This is a genomic window from Glycocaulis sp. (genome assembly GCF_050485565.1).
In the GTDB taxonomy this organism is placed as follows: domain Bacteria; phylum Pseudomonadota; class Alphaproteobacteria; order Caulobacterales; family Maricaulaceae; genus Glycocaulis.
Map to the genome: position 1 here is coordinate 77,924 of NZ_JBJHBQ010000005.1, position 16,957 is coordinate 94,880.

Annotated in this window: 19 protein-coding genes; 17 read left to right on the forward strand and 2 right to left on the reverse strand. The window is 62.6% G+C overall.

The window, feature by feature from the left end; translation table 11 throughout:
• Positions 1-77 precede the first annotated feature (77 nt).
• From ACQ5ID_RS07100 to ACQ5ID_RS07125, 6 genes are all read left to right on the forward strand, one after another.
• Complete coding sequence (locus ACQ5ID_RS07100) at positions 78-611, forward strand: carboxymuconolactone decarboxylase family protein (protein ID WP_429911756.1); 534 nt, start codon at positions 78-80, stop codon at positions 609-611.
• A 211-nt stretch (positions 612-822) separates the two neighbouring features.
• The gene (locus tag ACQ5ID_RS07105; protein ID WP_429911757.1) at positions 823-1,143 is read left to right on the forward strand and encodes a hypothetical protein; all 321 of its coding nucleotides are present in this window, start codon (positions 823-825) and stop codon (positions 1,141-1,143) included.
• A 98-nt stretch (positions 1,144-1,241) separates the two neighbouring features.
• On the forward strand, positions 1,242-2,555 hold the full coding sequence (locus ACQ5ID_RS07110; protein ID WP_429911758.1) for a dicarboxylate/amino acid:cation symporter: 1,314 nt from the start codon (positions 1,242-1,244) through the stop codon (positions 2,553-2,555).
• 60 nt (positions 2,556-2,615) lie between these two features.
• Positions 2,616-2,933, forward strand: a complete 318-nt coding sequence (locus ACQ5ID_RS07115; protein WP_429911759.1) for a hypothetical protein — start codon at positions 2,616-2,618, stop codon at positions 2,931-2,933.
• Positions 2,934-3,022: 89 nt separating this feature from the next.
• Positions 3,023-3,466, forward strand: a complete 444-nt coding sequence (locus ACQ5ID_RS07120; protein ID WP_429911760.1) for a TadE/TadG family type IV pilus assembly protein — start codon at positions 3,023-3,025, stop codon at positions 3,464-3,466.
• Positions 3,463-4,902 (forward strand): hypothetical protein, encoded by a 1,440-nt coding sequence (locus ACQ5ID_RS07125; RefSeq protein WP_429911761.1) that lies wholly within the window; start codon positions 3,463-3,465, stop codon positions 4,900-4,902. Before ACQ5ID_RS07120 ends, ACQ5ID_RS07125 begins: the two co-directional genes overlap by 4 nt.
• A 117-nt stretch (positions 4,903-5,019) precedes the next feature.
• Here ACQ5ID_RS07125 and ACQ5ID_RS07130 read toward each other — a convergent pair whose 3' ends face one another.
• Positions 5,020-5,769, reverse strand: coding sequence for a hypothetical protein (locus ACQ5ID_RS07130; RefSeq protein WP_429911762.1), 750 nt, complete (start codon positions 5,767-5,769; stop codon positions 5,020-5,022).
• Positions 5,766-6,722, reverse strand: coding sequence for a glutathione synthase (gshB, locus tag ACQ5ID_RS07135; RefSeq protein ID WP_429911763.1), 957 nt, complete (start codon positions 6,720-6,722; stop codon positions 5,766-5,768). The genes ACQ5ID_RS07130 and gshB overlap by 4 nt, the downstream gene beginning before the upstream one ends.
• A 310-nt stretch (positions 6,723-7,032) precedes the next feature.
• Between gshB and ACQ5ID_RS07140 the strand changes: the two genes are divergently transcribed.
• From ACQ5ID_RS07140 to rplS, 11 genes are all read left to right on the forward strand, one after another.
• Entirely contained in the window at positions 7,033-8,376 is a 1,344-nt protein-coding gene (locus tag ACQ5ID_RS07140; protein ID WP_429911764.1) for a DNA cytosine methyltransferase, read from the forward strand.
• On the forward strand, positions 8,369-9,160 hold the full coding sequence (locus ACQ5ID_RS07145) for an endonuclease (protein WP_429911765.1): 792 nt from the start codon (positions 8,369-8,371) through the stop codon (positions 9,158-9,160). The genes ACQ5ID_RS07140 and ACQ5ID_RS07145 overlap by 8 nt, the downstream gene beginning before the upstream one ends.
• A 90-nt stretch (positions 9,161-9,250) precedes the next feature.
• Positions 9,251-10,663 carry a M20/M25/M40 family metallo-hydrolase gene (locus ACQ5ID_RS07150; protein ID WP_429911766.1) on the forward strand — a complete coding sequence of 471 codons (1,413 nt, stop codon included), beginning with the start codon at positions 9,251-9,253 and terminating at the stop codon, positions 10,661-10,663.
• 217 nt (positions 10,664-10,880) lie between these two features.
• Positions 10,881-12,398 carry a signal recognition particle protein gene (gene ffh / locus ACQ5ID_RS07155; protein ID WP_429911767.1) on the forward strand — a complete coding sequence of 506 codons (1,518 nt, stop codon included), beginning with the start codon at positions 10,881-10,883 and terminating at the stop codon, positions 12,396-12,398.
• Positions 12,399-12,426: 28 nt separating this feature from the next.
• On the forward strand, positions 12,427-12,912 hold the full coding sequence (rpsP, locus tag ACQ5ID_RS07160; RefSeq protein WP_429911768.1) for a 30S ribosomal protein S16: 486 nt from the start codon (positions 12,427-12,429) through the stop codon (positions 12,910-12,912).
• A 138-nt stretch (positions 12,913-13,050) separates the two neighbouring features.
• Positions 13,051-13,575 carry a ribosome maturation factor RimM gene (gene rimM, locus ACQ5ID_RS07165; protein ID WP_429911769.1) on the forward strand — a complete coding sequence of 175 codons (525 nt, stop codon included), beginning with the start codon at positions 13,051-13,053 and terminating at the stop codon, positions 13,573-13,575.
• 78 nt (positions 13,576-13,653) lie between these two features.
• Positions 13,654-14,295, forward strand: a complete 642-nt coding sequence (locus tag ACQ5ID_RS07170; protein WP_429911770.1) for a hypothetical protein — start codon at positions 13,654-13,656, stop codon at positions 14,293-14,295.
• A 9-nt stretch (positions 14,296-14,304) separates the two neighbouring features.
• Positions 14,305-14,946 carry a hypothetical protein gene (locus ACQ5ID_RS07175; RefSeq protein ID WP_429911771.1) on the forward strand — a complete coding sequence of 214 codons (642 nt, stop codon included), beginning with the start codon at positions 14,305-14,307 and terminating at the stop codon, positions 14,944-14,946.
• 7 nt (positions 14,947-14,953) lie between these two features.
• Positions 14,954-15,706, forward strand: coding sequence for a hypothetical protein (locus ACQ5ID_RS07180; protein ID WP_429911772.1), 753 nt, complete (start codon positions 14,954-14,956; stop codon positions 15,704-15,706).
• 43 nt (positions 15,707-15,749) lie between these two features.
• Complete coding sequence (trmD, locus tag ACQ5ID_RS07185) at positions 15,750-16,454, forward strand: tRNA (guanosine(37)-N1)-methyltransferase TrmD (RefSeq protein WP_429911773.1); 705 nt, start codon at positions 15,750-15,752, stop codon at positions 16,452-16,454.
• Complete coding sequence (rplS, locus tag ACQ5ID_RS07190; RefSeq protein ID WP_188450651.1) at positions 16,451-16,834, forward strand: 50S ribosomal protein L19; 384 nt, start codon at positions 16,451-16,453, stop codon at positions 16,832-16,834. Before trmD ends, rplS begins: the two co-directional genes overlap by 4 nt.
• The last annotated feature ends 123 nt before the right edge of the window (positions 16,835-16,957 follow it).

Sequence of the window (16,957 nt, forward strand, 5' to 3'; positions counted from 1 at the left end):
GTGAACAACGGGCCGCGTCACTCCTCCCGGCGCGGCCCGTTTTCATATCTGCAAGACACGGATTACGGAGCCTCCCCATGAGCCTTGAGAGCCTCAAAGACCACATGCCCGATTACGCCAAGGATATCCGGCTGAACCTCTCCTCGCTGGCACGCGAGACCGCGCTGGATGACCAGAAGAAATATGGCTGCTTCCTCGCCTCGGCCTGGGCCACGGGCAATGCGGCGCTGATCCGCGCCATTGCCGGTGAAGTCGACGGCAAGCTTTCACCCGAAGCGGTGAACGCCGCCAAGGCCGCCGCCGCCGTGATGGGCATGAACAATGTCTATTACCGCTTCGTGCATCTGGCTTCGGCAAAGGACTACAAGACCCTGCCCGCACGCCTCCGCATGAATGTCATCGCCAATCCGGGCGTGGACAAGGCTGATTTCGAGCTGTGGTCGCTGGCCGTCTCCGCCATTAATGGCTGCGGCATGTGCATCGACGCGCATGAGGCCGAGCTGAAGAAGCATGGTATCAGTGCCGACCAGATCCAGACCGCCGTGCGCATAGCCTCCGTGGTCAATGCCGCCGCCAGCGTGATCGAGGCCGAAACCGCCGCTGCGGCGTAATTCTCGCGCCGTCAGCGCTCTCCTCACACGGCGCTTTTATAGCCCCGCTACGGCCCGTCCGTGGCGGGGTTTTCGTTTGCGTTCACTCCACCTCTCATACTTTGTTAAAAACTATGACAGTCGCAAAATCGTCGCAAAGGAGCTTAATCGATGAAAAATCAGCAATTTGATTAAAGTTGACGAACGCCAATAAGTTCCGTATCCTGATCTTATGGCTGATACTATCCAACATATCGGGCAGACCGTCCCCAAGCGTGACCGGCGTGATGCCGGGCGGGCCAATGCGGCCTGGCGCTGGTTTTCGGCGCGCACGATCCACCGCGCGGCCCGTTACCGGGACCTGACCTGGCGCCATATCGCACGCCACATGATCTTCGCGCTGGCCATTGTCCTCATCTCGCGCCTGTGGGCGGCTGAGGCCCATGGTGTGCTGCTTCTGCTGATCGGTTCGATCTGGGCTTTCCTGATGGCGCGCATCGCGTTCATCAAGGGCTTCGACACCCTGACGCGCCGCCGCGAAACACGCCAGTAAAGCCGGTTTTTCCCGCATTTTCCGCCGCATCGCCTGATTGACGCTGCGCGAACGGCGCTTAGGCTGCATGCCATTCGGCAGAAGCGGGGCAGGCGTCTATGAGCTGGTGGTTTGGAACGGCATTGTGGAAGCGCGTGCTGGGCGCTCTGGTGCTTGGTATCGGTTTTGGCGCGCTGATGTCCCAGATGATGGGCGCAGAGGCAGCCACCAATCTCATCGAGAGCTATATCCGCCCGGTCGGCGATCTCTTCATCCGCCTTATCCGCATGCTCATCGTGCCGCTGATCCTCACCACGCTGGTGGCGGGCGTCTATGCGCTGGGTGATCCCAAGCGCCTCGGCCCTATCGGCGGCAAGACGCTGGCGCTCTATTTTGCCACCACCTTCTTTGCCAACATTATCGGCATCATATTCGGGCTTCTCTTCCGCCCCGGCGCGGGCGCGGATCTGGGCGGGGCGGACGCCGTACCGGTCTCCACCGAGGCTGAAGGGCTCGCCAGCCGCCTCCTCTCCATCGTGCCGGATAACCCCGTTGCCGCGCTGGCCGATGGCGATGTGCTGGCCGTGATCTTCTTTGCCGTCCTGCTGGGTATCGGCATTCTTCTGGCCGGCAAGGCGGGCAAGCCGGTGGGCGATCTGTTCAACTCGGCCTCCGATGTCGTGCTGAAAGTCACCCATATGGTGATGGAAGTGGCCCCGTTCGGTGTGTTTGCGCTCGTCGCCTACACCACGGTCAGCCAGGGCCTGCAGGCGTTTGCTTCCATCGGGCTTCTCATTCTCACCGTCTATCTGGGTCTCTTTGCCCATGCCATTCTGGTCTATGGCGGACTGATAAAATTCGTCCTGCGACTGCCGCTTCTGAACTTCCTGCGCGGCATTGTCGATGCGCAGGCCGTCGCCTACTCCACCGCCTCCTCCTCGGCGACCCTGCCTGTCACCATCACCAATGTGGTCGATAATCTGGGCGTGAAGCGCTCCGTGGCCGGTTCCGTTCTGCCGCTCGGCGCGACGATCAATATGGACGGCACATCGCTTTATCTCGGCATTCTCGCCCTCTTCACGGCGCAGGCCTTTGGCTATGATTTGACGCTGACCCATTACTTCATGATCGCCTTTACCGCCGCCATTGCCTCCATCGGGGCGGCCGGCATCCCCAGCGCGGGCCTGTTCCTGCTGGCCATCGTGCTGAGCACGTTCAACGTGCCGCCAGAGCAGATTGCCATCATTGTCGGCTTCATCCTGCCGGTTGACCGGGTCATGGACATGGCGCGCACCGCGCTGAACGTCACCGGCGACGCGGCTGTCTCCGTGGCCGTGGCCAAGTGGGAGGGCGAGCTGGACGAGGAGCGTTTCCGCGCTCCGGCCGACAAGCCCATGCCGGCGCAAACTACGCCGGACAACGCAAACAGCTGAACCGGCGCGGGCCGGGCTTCGTATCGGTGAGGGACAACCCCACCGGTAACGGAGCCAGCCATGACCCTGCTTCGCGTTTTTCTGGCCTTGGGCGGCATTGCCCTGCTGGCCAGCATTTTATGGGCCTCGCAGAGCGCCAGTATCGGCGCCAGCTTTTCCGATATGATCGCCGATCCGTGGGGCGTAGTGGCCCTCATCGATCTGTATCTCGGCTTTGTCTTTCTGGCCGTCATCATCTGGCTGTTTGAACGCAACAAGCTGGTCGCCCTGGCCTTCATCCTGCCCCTGCCAGTGCTGGGCAATGTCTGGGCTGCCGCGTGGATCGTCTGGCGGCTGGGCGCGCTTGCTACGCGCCTGAACCCTACCCGGGCAGATTAACCACTCTCGTATAAGTTGCATTAATCCGTTTCGCGTATCCCTACGTCTGCAGGTTGCATTGTGATGCCCCTGCAATAAGGAGGTGCGTGATGCGAATCCTGCTTGTGGCTGCCTCGAAGGGCGGCACATTCCTGCGCGATACCCGCGCCGTCTCGGCGGTGGAGTTTGCGCTTCTGGCCCCGCTGATGATCCTGCTGCTGGCAGGCACCATCGCCTACGGGCTTTTGTTTTCCACTCATATCAGCCTGCAGCAATTGACCGCTGAAGCCGCGCGCTCATCCATCGCGGGCCTCTCGGCGGATGAACGCGTGGCAATCGTCGAGCGCCATGTCGCCGACACCCTGCCGCGCTATTTCCTGCTTGATCCCGACCGCGCCAGCGTGGCGGTGGAAATACCGCGCGCGGGCTTCACCGAGATCGTGGTGCGCTATGATGCCAGCGCGCATCCGGCCTATGTGTTCCGGGGCCTTTTGCCCCTGCCCACCGATCAGGTGACCTATCGCCAGATCATCCGTGACGGGGGGCTGGCATGATGATGCGCTTCCTGAAAGACACATCCGGCGCGGCAGCCCCGCTCATGGCCAGCGGCATTGCCGCAGGCGCGCTGTTGCTGGCGCTGACCCTCACTCAGGTTTTTGACCATCTGCACAAGCGCGAGCTGCAGGCGACGGCCGACCTCATTGCCCTGATCGCGGTGAGGGATTCTGACTATTCGCTCACCCGCGCCCGCGCGGTCCTGTCCGATCAGGGGTTCGATCCGGGCAATTTCGATATTCTGGTAGAGCCGGGCCTTTACCAGAGCGACCCGGAGCGCGCGCCCGCCGACCGCTTCCGCGCCGGTATCGCGCCCTATAACGCCGCCCATGTGGAACTGCGCTCGGCCAACACTTCGCGCATGCGCTCCAGTGACCGCCCATGGCGCGCCCGCGCTGAAGCCACCGCCGCCCGGCAGGACATGGTCAGCTTTGCCATCGCCTCGCGCCTTGTCCGCCTGGAGGGCGGGTATTCCGGCGCGGTGCTGGCCGCGCTGACGGGCTATTCAGGTGCCATCACGGTGATGGATTACCGGGCGCTCGCCGATGCGCGCATCTCGGTTCCGGGCTTTCTGGACGCGCTCAGGCTGGAGACCGGCCTGATGGCGGCGAGCTATGAAACCCTGCTCGATAGCCAGGTCAGGCTGGGCGACGCCCTCACGGCGGCTGTGCAGACCATGGGCTCTGACGCGCCCGCCATTCTGGACGTGCTTGCCCGCCAGTCCTCCCATGCGGCCCGGCAAGTGCGCATTGGCGATATCCTCAACCTTGATCCCGGTATGACCCGCGCTGGCCTCGCCGGCGGCGCCGATATCGGCCTGGCTGATCTGGTGATGGCCAGTGCGCTAGCTGCGCAGGGCGGGCGGCAGGTGGGTGTTACGATCAACGCCCCGCTGGCCAGCATCGATCTGGGCATCGGCCAGCCGCCGCAATCCGCCTCTGTCTATGGCGCGGGGCTGGAGGGGGCGCAGGCCCATACCCGCCAGCTTGGCCTTGATGTCAGTGTCGGCGCAGGGCTTGGCCGCCTCACCGTCCAGATAGAGGACGCCACCGCCAGCGCGCGCCTTGTCTCGCTCACCTGCCATCCCGACGGACGGGCAGAGGCGCGCTTTGCTGTCACCACCTCACCCGCCAAGGCGCGCATCAGCGGCGCGCTCGGCCTCTTGGGCTCGCTTCTGAGAGTTGATCTCTCCTCCGGGCGTGAGGTGGAGGCGGTGCTGACGCGCGAGCATGTGGAGAGCGGACGGCCCGAAATCATCCGTTCGGGCCTGGGCGCACAGGTGAACCTGCTGGGCCTCGGCCTGCCGCTATCGGGCGCGCTCAACAGCTCGCTCGGCGTGGTCGATACGCTGCTGACTGATCTCGGCCTCACAATCGCCGAGTCAGAGCTTTACCTGCGCGATGTGCGCTGCGGCCGGCCCTTTCTGGTGGGGTGATACCAAAGCCCTCGTGCTTCGAGACGCACTGCGTGCTCCTCAGCATGAGGGCTTTAGGGGTTTTCCCTCATCCTGAGGGCGAGCGAAGCGAGTGTCTCGAAGGACGAGGGAAAACACTTACCCCCCACTCAAATCCCGATCCCGCTGCGCCGCGAGCGCCGCATCACTGACCGTCTCGGCCACAAACCGGTCGACCGGCGTTTCGAGGCCGAGGCGGGAGATGGCCAGCTCCTGCGCGGTCCACTGATTGCCCTGCGGCATATTCGAGTTCGTTGCGGCAAACGCACTGACGCGCACATTGAAATGCCCGGTGAGGCAGCGATAAGCCTCGAACGATCCGTGGACTGCCTCCGGCGCGCCTTCCACGGCCACCGGCACGGCCTCATAAACGACGCCCAGATCCTCGGTGGCGTTCATCAGCGCGTAATCGCGGGGGCTGAGCAGCGTCGCCCAGGCCGAGACGCTGGCACCCGGCTCCTCGGCGAGGGTGGCCGGCACCGAGCCATAGACCGCGATGCGGTTGGCCCAGCAGATGACATGGCCGGGCAGGCGGACCGCAATGACAGGGATCACCACGTCATCGATGTATCTCGCGAACTTCCTTTGAAGCTGCACCGGCGCGGCGTTGGAGCCCACCGCCACCACCGGATGATACGCGCCCTCATCCAGCCGCGCCGCCCGCTCCGCCCCCACCACGTCTGCGAGGGAGCGGGTATGGCCGCCATCAACAACCTGCCAGCCGCTGATCGGGCCTTTGGTCGAGCGGATATCGAGCGTGCGGCCATCGACGAACAGGAAATTACCCTCCGGCCGCGTGAACGGATAGGAGAGCGCCCATTGCATTTTCAGGTGCAGCGGATCGATCACTGGTCCGCGCCGCCCCGCTTTGCCTCCACCCAGTCGATCAGCATCTTGCTGACATCGATGCCGGAGAAGCGGCGCAGCTCCTGCACGCCGGTGGGCGAGGTGACATTGATCTCGGTCAGATAATCCCCGATCACATCGATCCCGACAAAGACGAGGCCGCGCGCTTTGAGTTCCGGGCCGATGATCCGGCAGATTTCATGATCGCGCGCCGTCAGATCGGATTTCACCGCCTTGCCGCCGACATGCATGTTGGCGCGCACCTCGCCCTCGGCGGGTACGCGGTTGATCGCGCCCGCAGGCTCGCCATCCACGAGGATCACGCGCTTGTCGCCATTCCTCACATCGGGAACGAAGGCTTGCGCCATCAGCGGCTCGCGGCTCACCTGCGCAAAGAGTTCCAGCAGGGAGGCGAGGTTCTCGGCAGAATCGCGGATGCGGAACACGCCCGCCCCGCCATTGCCGAACAGGGGCTTGACCACGATGTCGCGCCCGTGCGCCTCGAAGAAGGCGCGAATATCGGCGAGCGAAGACGAGATGAGGGTGGGCGGCATCAGCCCCTCAAAGCGCGTGACGAACAGCTTTTCAGGGGCGTTGCGCACCTCTGCCGGGTCATTGACCACCAGCACGCCGGGCTGCAGCGCCTCCAGCATGTGGGTGCTCGTGATATAGGCCATGTCAAAGGGCGGGTCCTGGCGCAGGAAGATCACGTCGACGCCCGCAAGGTCCAGAACCACCGCCTCATCGAGCGCCACATGCTCGCCCTGCACGCGCTTCAGCTCGCGCACCTTGCGCGCCCGCGCGCGCACCTTGCCATCCTCCATGGCCATGTCCTTGGGCTCATAGACCCAGATCTCATGGCCGCGGGAATACGCCTCCAGCGCAATATCGAAGGTGGAATCCGCATTCACATTGACGCCCGTGATCGGGTCCATCTGGAAGGCAATTTTCAGCATGGGATAGCGCTTTCAGCTTTGGCGGGCGGATCAGGCGCTAGAGGTAGGGGATGAGGGGAGAAATGGGAAGGTGGAACTTTTAGAACAATACAAGAACATTTCCTTGACCCAGCCGGTCAAGGGCACTAGAAGGCGATTTCATCAACCATGCTCGCATTGGTAATCATTTTGAAGTCAACCAAGCATGGCCGGGGCGTTGAGGATTAGCTGCGCATCACAGCTGAACAGCTTGGCTGATGGCGCAAATAACTCGATCAATCAGAGCGACTCGGCTCATTAACGTCCAAGCCCGAACTTTGGGAGAAGGCACGTGACAAACCGCAGACCCATCGGCATCGATCTTTTTGCTGGCGTGGGCGGCTTGAGCCTAGGCTTTGAACAAGCAGGGTTTGATATTGCTGCCGCCGTTGAGATCGACCCCGTTCATTGCGCGGCTCACAAATTCAATTTCCCTGAAACGGCAATCATTCCTCATTCAGTGCAAAATATCTCCGGCGCTCATATTCGGGCGGCAGCCGGGATAGGCAGCAGCCGAGTTGATTGCGTATTCGGCGGCGCCCCATGTCAGGGATTTTCTCTAATCGGCCATCGGGCAGTCGATGATCCACGAAACCGCTTAGTGAAGGATTTCGTGCGGATTGTAGCAGAACTCGATGCTCGGAGCTTTGTATTCGAGAATGTAAAAGGGCTAACAGTCGGAAAACACAAAGGTTTCCTCTCCGAAGTTGTGGCCGAGTTCGAAGCTGCTGGCTATTGCGTCGTTACGCCATGGAAGGTTCTGAATGCGGCGCACTACGGCACGCCGCAGAGCCGAGAGCGACTTATTTTGATCGGTGTAAAAAAAGGAGAAGTGCTTCCAGAATACCCGGCTCCAGTCACAAATATCGCCGGAAAAAGAAAGACCTTCCCCGATCTTGGCTTCGGGCCAACATCTTACGACGCCTTGAACGATCTGCCTAACGCCGACGAACTCGCCGAGTTGGTCTCAGACGATGCGGTTCGCGTGCCTATGCGCGATGATCCTAGCGAATACGCGGCGCACATGCGGTGCCTTTCGAACGATTCCTGGCGTCTCGGCCGACGTCGAATATGGGATCAAGCCGTGATGACATCCAGCGCACGAACCTCGCACACGGAGATTTCGCGGCGGCGATTTCTGGAAACCGCTGAAGGCACCGTTGAACCGATAAGTCGGTTCTTCAAGCTAGCCCGCACTGGCGTTTCAAACACCCTGAGAGCCGGAACTGATGGGGCACGAGGTGCCTTTACCAGCCCGAGGCCGATCCATTACGAACATCCCCGATGCATTACCGTCCGTGAAATGGCCCGTCTTCATGGGTTTCCTGATTGGTTCAGGTTTAACGTGACTAAGTGGCACGGCGCCCGGCAGATAGGGAATGCAGTCCCTCCACCCCTTGCTTATGCAGTTGCAGAACGGGTCCGTTTCGCTTTGGGGTTTGAGGTTCAGGCTCCGGTAGACGCTCTGCATCTAGGCGACGAAGCGCTGCTCAGGATGAGCATTAGCGAAGCAGCAGCGTACTTTGGCGTCAAAGCGCCTTCTAATCGAAGGACTACCAGCAGTGGCGCGAAGAAGCGGAAGCAGGTAGATATAGAGAGAGAACGCTTCGACTTACAGAGAGCTGCGAATGGCTAAGCGTAAATCGAATAGGTACGAGCAGCTCATCGAGCAGATATTTTTCAGACACTACGTAAAAGGTGTTTTGGATTTTGAGTTCGCACGGGAGGAACTTGAAGAAGCGGCAGGTGCCCTAGGCTTCAAGTCCGTTAAGAACATCGGCGATGTGCCGTACTCGTTCCGCTATCGCCGAAATCTGCCACGAACGATCTTGGCTACTCAGCCCAGCGGGCAAGAGTGGATCATTGAAGGCGCCGGTCGAAGCCGTTACCGATTCCGATTGGTAAAAGAGACGCGCATCGTACCAAGACCTGAACTGATCAAAATTGATATCCCCGACGCCACACCAGAGATGATTCGAGCGTATGCGCTCGACGATGAGCAGGCTCTTCTCGCGATTGTTAGATACAATCGCCTAATAGACATTTTCTTGGGGCTGACCACGTACAGTCTGCAAAATCACCTGCGCACGACCGTTAAAGACATTGGTCAGATAGAAATAGACGAGCTGTACATCGGGCTCGATAAACGAGGCTGCCACTACGTTATTCCGGTTCAGGCTAAAAGTGGCAAAGACCAGATTGGCGTCGTTCAAACCACCCAAGATGTCCGATTTGTAGAAGAAAAATTTCCCGGGCTCCGCTGCCGCGCAATTGCTGCGCAATTCATGTTGGACGGGATTGTTGCTCTTTTTGAACTGACGCTAGCTGGGGATGAGATCAAAGTGGTCGATGAACGGCACTACCGGCTGGTTCCTGCTTCCAGCCTCGATCAGGACGCACTTCGGAACTATCGACCATAACGCGCTAGCCCCCCATCCTTGCTCCCCCCTCCCCTCAGGCGTAGATAAGGCCCCATACTCTTTACCCCTTACGCCACCGGAGAGACCGCCATGGACAGACACACAAAATCATCCAGCACGCTGGACGCGGTTCTGGCCCGTCAGGAGGCGGGGTTTGAGGCGGCGCTGGGGCGCTATGACCAGCTCCTTCGCATCAAGTCCATCTCCACCGATCCGGCCTACAAGGCAGAGTGCCTCAAGGCCGCGCAGAGCCTCGCCGATGAACTGAGCACCCTCGGCTTTGACGCCCGCGTCGCGCCGGCGATTGGCCATCCCTTTGTCGTGGCCCACCATGAGGGGGCCACAGCCGACGCGCCCCACGTGCTGTTCTACGGCCATTACGATGTGCAGCCGGTTGATCCCTTGAACCTCTGGGAGGCCGACCCGTTCGAGCCGGAGATCAAGACCAGAGCCGATGGCAGCCAGTACATCCGCGCGCGCGGCGCAGCCGATGACAAGGGCCAGCTGCGCACCTTCATAGAGGCCTGCCGCGCCTGGAAGGAAGAGACGGGCACCCTGCCCTGCAAGGTGACGATCTTCTTTGAGGGCGAGGAGGAAAGCGGCTCCCCGAGCCTTGAGGCCTGGCTGACCGAGCACGGACAGGAGATCAGGGCCGATTTCGCGCTCGTCTGCGACACCAATATGTGGGACCGCAAGACGCCCGCCATCACGGCGAGCCTTCGCGGCATGACGGCAGGCGAAGTGACCCTGAAAGCGGCGAGCCGCGATTTGCATTCCGGGCTCTATGGCGGCGCGGCGCGTAACCCGATCACTCTGCTCACCCAGATTCTTGGGGGCCTCCATGACGAGACGGGCCGGGTGACGCTTTCCGGCTTCTATGACGGCGTGGAAGACGTGCCTGCGAGCGTGCTGGCACAATGGAAAGACCTGAATTTCTCTGAGGAGCGCTTCCTTGGCGATATCGGCCTCTCCGTACCTGCAGGCGAACAGGGCCGCATGGTGCTGGAGCAGATCTGGACGCGGCCTACGGCTGAAATCAACGGCATTATTGGCGGCTATACCGGCGAGGGCTTCAAGACCGTGATCCCGGCGCAGGCCAGCGCGAAAATCTCCTTCCGCCTGGTGCCGGGGCAGGACCCGGACAAGGTCTGGAAGGCGTTTGAAGCCCATGTGACCAGCCGCCTGCCCGCAGACTGCGAAGCCGTGTTCCTGCGCCGCGATACCGGCGCGCCAGCCCTCTCGGTGGACGTCACCAATCCGGCCCTGCAGGCATGCGTGGAGGCGCTGCGCGATGAATGGCAGACCGAGCCCGCCCTGATGGGCTGCGGCGGCTCCATCCCCATTGTGGGCGATTTCAAGCGGCATCTGGGGATGGATACCATCCTCGCCGGCTTCGGCCTTGAGGACGACAATATCCACAGCCCGAACGAGAAGTATGAGCTGGAAAGCTTCCGCAAGGGCATACGCTCCTGGGCGCGGATACTGGATCGTCTGGCGGGGTAGCCCCTCTTTCCTTGACTCTCAGCCTCTCCGCGCGTAATGCCACGCGCTCATAAGCAAGCGCACTAACCGCTTGCCTTGCCAGCACACGGAGCCGCATCCCGCATCGACGGGGCGGAACAACTCCCGGAGGCTGGGAAGGTGCCCTGCCCGGCGAAGGCTCGCCCGGCGGGGTGGTTTTGCGTTTGCGCGGTATGCAGACCAAGGGTTTAGGCAGCACATGTTCGACGCGCTGAGCGAAAGACTGTCAGGCGTATTCGACCGGATCACCGGCCGGGGCGCGCTGTCTGAAAAGGACGTGGACGCGGCACTGCGCGAAATCCGCGTGGCCCTGCTGGAAGCCGATGTCGCCCTGCCTGCGGTGAAGGATTTCGTCTCCAAGGTGCGCGAGAAGGCGGTTGGCGAAGCTGTCATCCGCTCGGTCGCTCCGGGCCAGCAGGTCATCAAGATCGTCCATGACGGGCTTGTGGAGTTGCTCGGCGGTGAGGGCGAGCCTGAACGCCTGCAGCTCGAAGGCGAGCCGCCGGTTGCCATCCTGATGGCGGGCCTGCAGGGTTCCGGTAAAACCACCACCACCGCCAAGATCGCCAAGCGCATTGCCGAGCGCGAGAAGAAAAAGGTGCTCGTCGCCTCTCTGGACACGCGCCGCCCGGCTGCCATGGAGCAGCTGGCCCAGATGGCCGAAAAGGCCGGTGTGCCGAGCCTGCCCATCGTCGCGGGCCAGACAGCCGTCGAGATTGCGCGCCGGGCCATGAGCGCGGCCCGCCTGCAGGGCTTTGACGTCGTCATCCTCGATACCGCAGGGCGCACCACGCTGGACGAGGAAATGATGGGCGAGGCGGCGAAAATCGCCTCCGAAACCCGGCCGCGCGAGATCCTGCTGGTCGCCGATGCGCTGACCGGTCAGGACGCGGTGGAGACCGCGCGGCGCTTCAATGAGCGGCTGAAACTGACCGGTCTTGTCCTCACCCGCATGGATGGTGACGGGCGCGGCGGCGCGGCCCTCTCCATGCGCTGGGTCACCGGCCTGCCGATCAAATTCCTCGGCACGTCAGAAAAGATCGATGGCCTTGATGCGTTTGACGCCAAGCGGCTTGCGGGCCGTATCCTCGGGCGCGGCGACATCGTCTCGCTGGTGGAAAAGGCCGCAGCCGAGATTGACCATGACAAGGCCGAAGCCCTCGCCAAAAAGATGGCCAAGGGCAAGTTCGACCTCAATGATCTGCGTGACCAATTGGTCCAGCTGCAGAAAATGGGCGGGCTTGGCGGCATTATGGGTCTCCTGCCCGGCATGAACAAGCAGATGAAGGCGCAGGCCGCCGCCAGCGGGTTTGATGACAAGGCGCTCAAACGCCAGGAAGCCATCATCCTCTCCATGACGCCGCAGGAACGCGCCAAGCCGGACCTGCTCAAAGCCAGCCGGAAAAAGCGCATTGCTGCGGGCGCTGGCGTCGGCGTGCCGGAGGTGAACCGGCTTTTGAAAATGCATATCCAGATGGCCGACATGATGAAGCGCGCCGGCAAGGGCAAGGGCCTTCCCGGCATGCCGGGCGGGCGCATGCCCCCCGGAATGGGTGCTGGCATGGGCGGTCTGGGCGGCGGCGGTCTCGGACCGGCTGCCGATGACCTCCTGAAAGGAAAATCCCCTGCGGGATTAAGTGGTTTGCCGGGCCTGCCGGGCACTGGCGCACCTTTGGGGCCTGATGGCCTGCCGCCCGGCTTCCCGAAGAAGAAATAATCGTTTCAACACCAAAAGGACTACGAACATGGCCGTGAAAATCCGTCTCGCCCGCGCGGGTGCCAAGAAACGCCCCTACTATCGCATCGTCGTGGCTGACAGCCGCGATCCGCGCGATGGCCGCTTCATCGAGCGTATCGGCTCCTACAACCCGATGCTGCCCAAAGACCACGCCGAGCGCGTGACCTTCGACGCCGAGAAAGCCGCCGCCTGGATCAAGAAAGGCGCCAAGCCGACCGACCGCGTCGCGCGCTTCCTCGCCGCTGAAGGCCTCTATGAGTGGAAAGCGGGCAATAACCCGAAGAAGGCCGAGCCGGGCCAGGCCGCCAAGGAGCGTGCCGCCGAGCGCGCCGAGAAGGAAGAAGCCCGCAAGGCCGCTGAAGCCGAAGCCAAGGCCGCTCCGGCTGCTGAAGAGGCTCCTGCCGAAGAGCCGGCCGCTGAAGAAGCTGCCGCCGAGGCCCCGGCCGAAGAGGCCGCTGCCGAGGAAGCCCCGGCTGAAGAAGAAAAGGCTTAATCAGCCTCAACGTCGTCATTCCCGCGCAGGCGGGAATCCAGCAGCTGCTGGCATCTGCCGGCACAAGCAGATCGACTGGATTCCGGACAGCCCTTCATCCGAAGGGCTTCCGGAATGACGAGATGAGATGATGATCCCATGACCACCCCCCTCATCGTCATTGCCGCCATTGTGGGCGCCCATGGGGTGAGGGGCGAGGCGAAGCTGCGCGCCTTTGGCGATGCGGCCAATGTCGCCTCTTACGGCCCGTTCCTCGACAAGGACGGCAAGGCGATCCTCACGCCGAAATCGGCCCGCTCATCGGGTGGTGAAGCGGTGATCGTCTCGTTTAAAGAGCCCATCACCCGCGAGCAGATCATGGCGATGAAGGGCACGCTCCTTCATGTGCCCCGCTCCGCCCTGCCAGAACCGGACGAGGACGAGTTCTACTATACCGACCTGATCGGCCTCTCGGCCGAGCATCTGGACGGCTCTCCCGCTGGCCAGGTGAAGGCCGTGCATGATTTCGGTGCCGGCGAGATACTCGAGCTCACCACCCTCGAAGGCGCGCTCTTCATCCCCTTCACCCGCGAGGCGGTGCCGGTGGTGGAACTCGCCAATTCCCGCCTCGTCATCAACCCGCCCGAGACAATCGATGCGGGCGATGAGGGGGTGGAGAACTAGCAGCACGCCCGCTTTGCGCTTGCGCCTCTGACTTTTGCCCGCTTAACCTTCCCCCGCAAGTTGCAAGGGGGCTGCGCAATGATCCTGATACTGGCAAGTGCCTTGGCGCTGATATCCGAATCGGTGGTGTGCGACCTCACCCCGCAAGGCCATGACATCCCGCAACACGGACCCACCGGCTTCACTGTGGCCTGCCCGGCAGATCACGAAGATGCGGCCGCCATCCAGTCTGCCGCCGAAGCCGCGATTGCCGCGATGGATCTGCCATTGCCACGCCTGCGCCGTCAGGGCGGAAATCCACCGCCCATGCTCCGGGCAGCCCGCCAGATGCGAATGCAGATGGAGGGCGGCTCGTGGCAGCCTGCCCCCGCGCAGGCACTGGTGCAGGCAGCGCCTGTACTGTCCGGGCGGACCACCGCGCGAGGATCGGTCAGCATGCTCTGCGCGATCGGATTTACGCCCGGTGCCAACGGGGCGGATCCGCAGCCGAATACAGCGTGTATCAGCAACCCCGCAATAGATACGGTCGTACGCCAGCAAACCGCAGCAATGATGCAACTGGCGCCTCTCTGGCGCTTTGCGCCTGTTAACGCCTCCTACTGCGACGACAGGCGCTTCGAGATTGCCGCCACCCAGCTGGACCGGGCCACCGGCGAGCAGGAGGAAGCGCCTCCCGCTCCCGATCCGGACTTGCTGCCAAACCTCTGCGAAGCGGGATAGGCGGCCACGATGATCCTGATACTGGCAATCGCTCTGACCGCTTCCCAGCCTGTTACTTGCGCTCTGACGGCGCTGGGGGACGATATCCGCGATCAGGGGCCAACTGGTTTCACCGTTGAGTGCCCGGCAGATCACGCGGATGCCGCCGCCATACAATCTGCCGCCGAAGCCGCGATTGCCAGGGTGGATTTGCCATTGCCGCATCAGCGCGTCACCAACCGGGGCAATCGGACCTATTACGAAACAGCCGATACACTACTGATGGAGCGCGGGCAGGGCGGTGCATGGAGACCGTCGCTCGGTCAGGTTCTTGTCAGAGGCGTCCCGGCCTTCCCTCCCCGCGCCGTTGAAAATGGTGCCCGTCACATGCTGTGCGCGCTCGCTCTGCGTCCTGCGGCAAACGGCGTTGACCCCGCGCCTGACGTGCAGTGCATCAGTAATCACAACAGCACCTTCGTCATCCGTCTGCTCACCGGCGCCATGCGCGAAACTGCCGGACGCTATCGGTTCGCGCCTGTCGATGTCCGGTACTGTCTGGATGAACAGGTGTCAGCCCACGCCACGGTCATAGTAATGCCGGGAAGGCGGCTCGAGCAGCCCGCGCCGCCGCCCGATCCGTCTGTCCTTCCCAACTTGTGCGACGGCGGGTAGCTGCGCCATGTGGGCAGCACTCCTGACCGGGCTACAGCTCCTCGCGGTCGATCCGGGCGATGAGCTGGCGTGTAGCGTGATCGACGCCGTCATCGCGCACCATCTGCGAGGCAGCTCGCAGACCGCAGAGCAGGTGTGTTTCGGCGACGAGTTTGATGAGCCTTCCGACGAGTGCGTCGAGCTTGCGGTGGTGCGCCGCGTCGAGTTACAGGCAGCGCCTTTCGATCCCTGGAACAATCCGCATTCGCCAGACACCGTGCTGGACTCGGCAGACCTGCCCGTCATCCTTGCTGAGCGCGAGAGGCGGGTGACCGAAGCGGCGGCGGACCCGGAGCTTGCGGCAAGCCGGGCCGGGGCGTTTCTGGACCGCTACCGGCCTAATATTGAGCAGCCCGCAGGGCCGCTGGCTGAGGGCCTAGCCGAGACGTTTGCCGAAAGCGCAGCGGACATGCGCCCTATAAGCTGCGAGCTCGATGGCGTGGCGATTGTCGACGCGTTCTCCGAACCGGCTTCACTGCCGCCGGGAACTGCCAGTTATCAGTATACCTTCGCCGTATCCCGGCCGGCGATTTCCCGTGATGGACAACACGCGCTGATACTGGCGTCCCGCCATACAAGGTATGCCGCACGGCTGCGTGACGGCCGGATACTGCCAGCAGGTATGGCCGCCCATTGGGGTGGTTGGACGTGGGTAACGCTTGAACGCGCCGGTGATGGCTGGAACGTGGTGTTCGAGACAGGCATCCACTCCTACAACTAGCCCCCTTGCCCCATCGCGCCTGCTGGCGCATACACCCCCTCCCATGACCTTCACCGCCACCGTTCTCACCCTCTATCCGGAAGCCTTTCCTGGCGCGCTGGGCGTGTCGCTGATCGGCACTGCGCTCAAAGAGGGCAAATGGGCGCTAGAGACGGTGGACATCCGCGCATTTTCCCGTCATAAGCACGCCTCCGTTGATGACACCCCCGCTGGCGGCGGCCCTGGCATGGTGCTGCGCCCGGATGTGATTGCGGAGGCGGTGGACAGTGTGGAGCGTAAGGCGCGCCCGCTGATCTGCCTCACACCGCGCGGCAAACCGCTCTCTCAGACCATGGTCCGGGAGTGGGCGGAAGGGCCGGGCGTGATTTTGGTATGCGGGCGCTTTGAAGGCTTCGACCAGAGGGTCATCGAGGCGCGCGGCATGGAAGAGGTAAGCGTCGGCGATGCCGTCCTTGCCGGTGGAGAGATACCCGCGCAATACCTCATCGAGGCGTGCGTGCGGCTGATCCCCGGCGTGCTGGGCAAGATGGCCTCGACCGAAGACGAGAGTTTCGAGGGTGATCTCCTCGAATATCCCCAATACACCCGCCCGCGGGTGTGGGAGGGGCAGGAGATCCCCGAAGTGCTGCTGGGCGGCGACCATGGAAAGGTCGCTCACTGGCGGCGCGAGCAGGCAGAACAGGCAACGAAGGACCGCCGGCCGGATCTCTGGGAGAGATATCAGCGGCGGGATGGAGAGACGAGATGAACCTCATTCAGAAGCTCGAGCAGGAAGAAGCCGCGCGCGTTCTTGGCGAGAAAGTGCTCCCGGAATTTTCCGCCGGTGACACGCTGATCGTCGGCGTGCGCATCCGCGAAGGCGAGCGCGAGCGCGTCCAGCGCTTTGAAGGCGTCTGCATCGCGCGCTCAGGCGGCGGGCTCAATGAGAGCTTCACCGTACGCAAGATCTCGTTTGGCGAAGGTGTCGAGCGCGTATTCCCGCTCTACTCCCCGCTGGTGGAAAGTATCGAAGTGAAGCGCAAGGGCCATGTGCGCCGCGCCAAGCTCTACTATCTGCGCGACCGCCGTGGTAAGTCCGCGCGTATCGCCGAGCGCACCTCGGGCCACGGTATCGAGAGCCGCGACTAATCGTTTCCGCATCGCCGGAATGCAAGAACGCCCATCGGCAACGGTGGGCGTTTTTCGTGTTTGCACCCCGCGCCGCCGTCATGGATTTGTCACTGCCACTGGCGCGCCAGACCGGCTAGTCTT

Bases quoted from the DNA above. Each gene is read 5' to 3' on its own strand.
- ACQ5ID_RS07100 (WP_429911756.1), top strand. From the start codon at position 78: ATGAGCCTTGAGAGCCTCAAAGACCACATGCCCGATTACGCCAAGGAT.
- ACQ5ID_RS07105 (WP_429911757.1), top strand. From the start codon at position 823: ATGGCTGATACTATCCAACATATCGGGCAGACCGTCCCCAAGCGTGAC.
- ACQ5ID_RS07110 (WP_429911758.1), top strand. From the start codon at position 1,242: ATGAGCTGGTGGTTTGGAACGGCATTGTGGAAGCGCGTGCTGGGCGCT.
- ACQ5ID_RS07115 (WP_429911759.1), top strand. From the start codon at position 2,616: ATGACCCTGCTTCGCGTTTTTCTGGCCTTGGGCGGCATTGCCCTGCTG.
- ACQ5ID_RS07120 (WP_429911760.1), top strand. From the start codon at position 3,023: ATGCGAATCCTGCTTGTGGCTGCCTCGAAGGGCGGCACATTCCTGCGC.
- ACQ5ID_RS07125 (WP_429911761.1), top strand. From the start codon at position 3,463: ATGATGATGCGCTTCCTGAAAGACACATCCGGCGCGGCAGCCCCGCTC.
- gshB (WP_429911763.1), bottom strand. From the start codon at position 6,722: ATGCTGAAAATTGCCTTCCAGATGGACCCGATCACGGGCGTCAATGTG.
- ACQ5ID_RS07145 (WP_429911765.1), top strand. From the start codon at position 8,369: ATGGCTAAGCGTAAATCGAATAGGTACGAGCAGCTCATCGAGCAGATA.
- ACQ5ID_RS07150 (WP_429911766.1), top strand. From the start codon at position 9,251: ATGGACAGACACACAAAATCATCCAGCACGCTGGACGCGGTTCTGGCC.
- ffh (WP_429911767.1), top strand. From the start codon at position 10,881: ATGTTCGACGCGCTGAGCGAAAGACTGTCAGGCGTATTCGACCGGATC.
- rpsP (WP_429911768.1), top strand. From the start codon at position 12,427: ATGGCCGTGAAAATCCGTCTCGCCCGCGCGGGTGCCAAGAAACGCCCC.
- rimM (WP_429911769.1), top strand. From the start codon at position 13,051: ATGACCACCCCCCTCATCGTCATTGCCGCCATTGTGGGCGCCCATGGG.
- ACQ5ID_RS07170 (WP_429911770.1), top strand. From the start codon at position 13,654: ATGATCCTGATACTGGCAAGTGCCTTGGCGCTGATATCCGAATCGGTG.
- ACQ5ID_RS07175 (WP_429911771.1), top strand. From the start codon at position 14,305: ATGATCCTGATACTGGCAATCGCTCTGACCGCTTCCCAGCCTGTTACT.
- ACQ5ID_RS07180 (WP_429911772.1), top strand. From the start codon at position 14,954: ATGTGGGCAGCACTCCTGACCGGGCTACAGCTCCTCGCGGTCGATCCG.
- trmD (WP_429911773.1), top strand. From the start codon at position 15,750: ATGACCTTCACCGCCACCGTTCTCACCCTCTATCCGGAAGCCTTTCCT.
- rplS (WP_188450651.1), top strand. From the start codon at position 16,451: ATGAACCTCATTCAGAAGCTCGAGCAGGAAGAAGCCGCGCGCGTTCTT.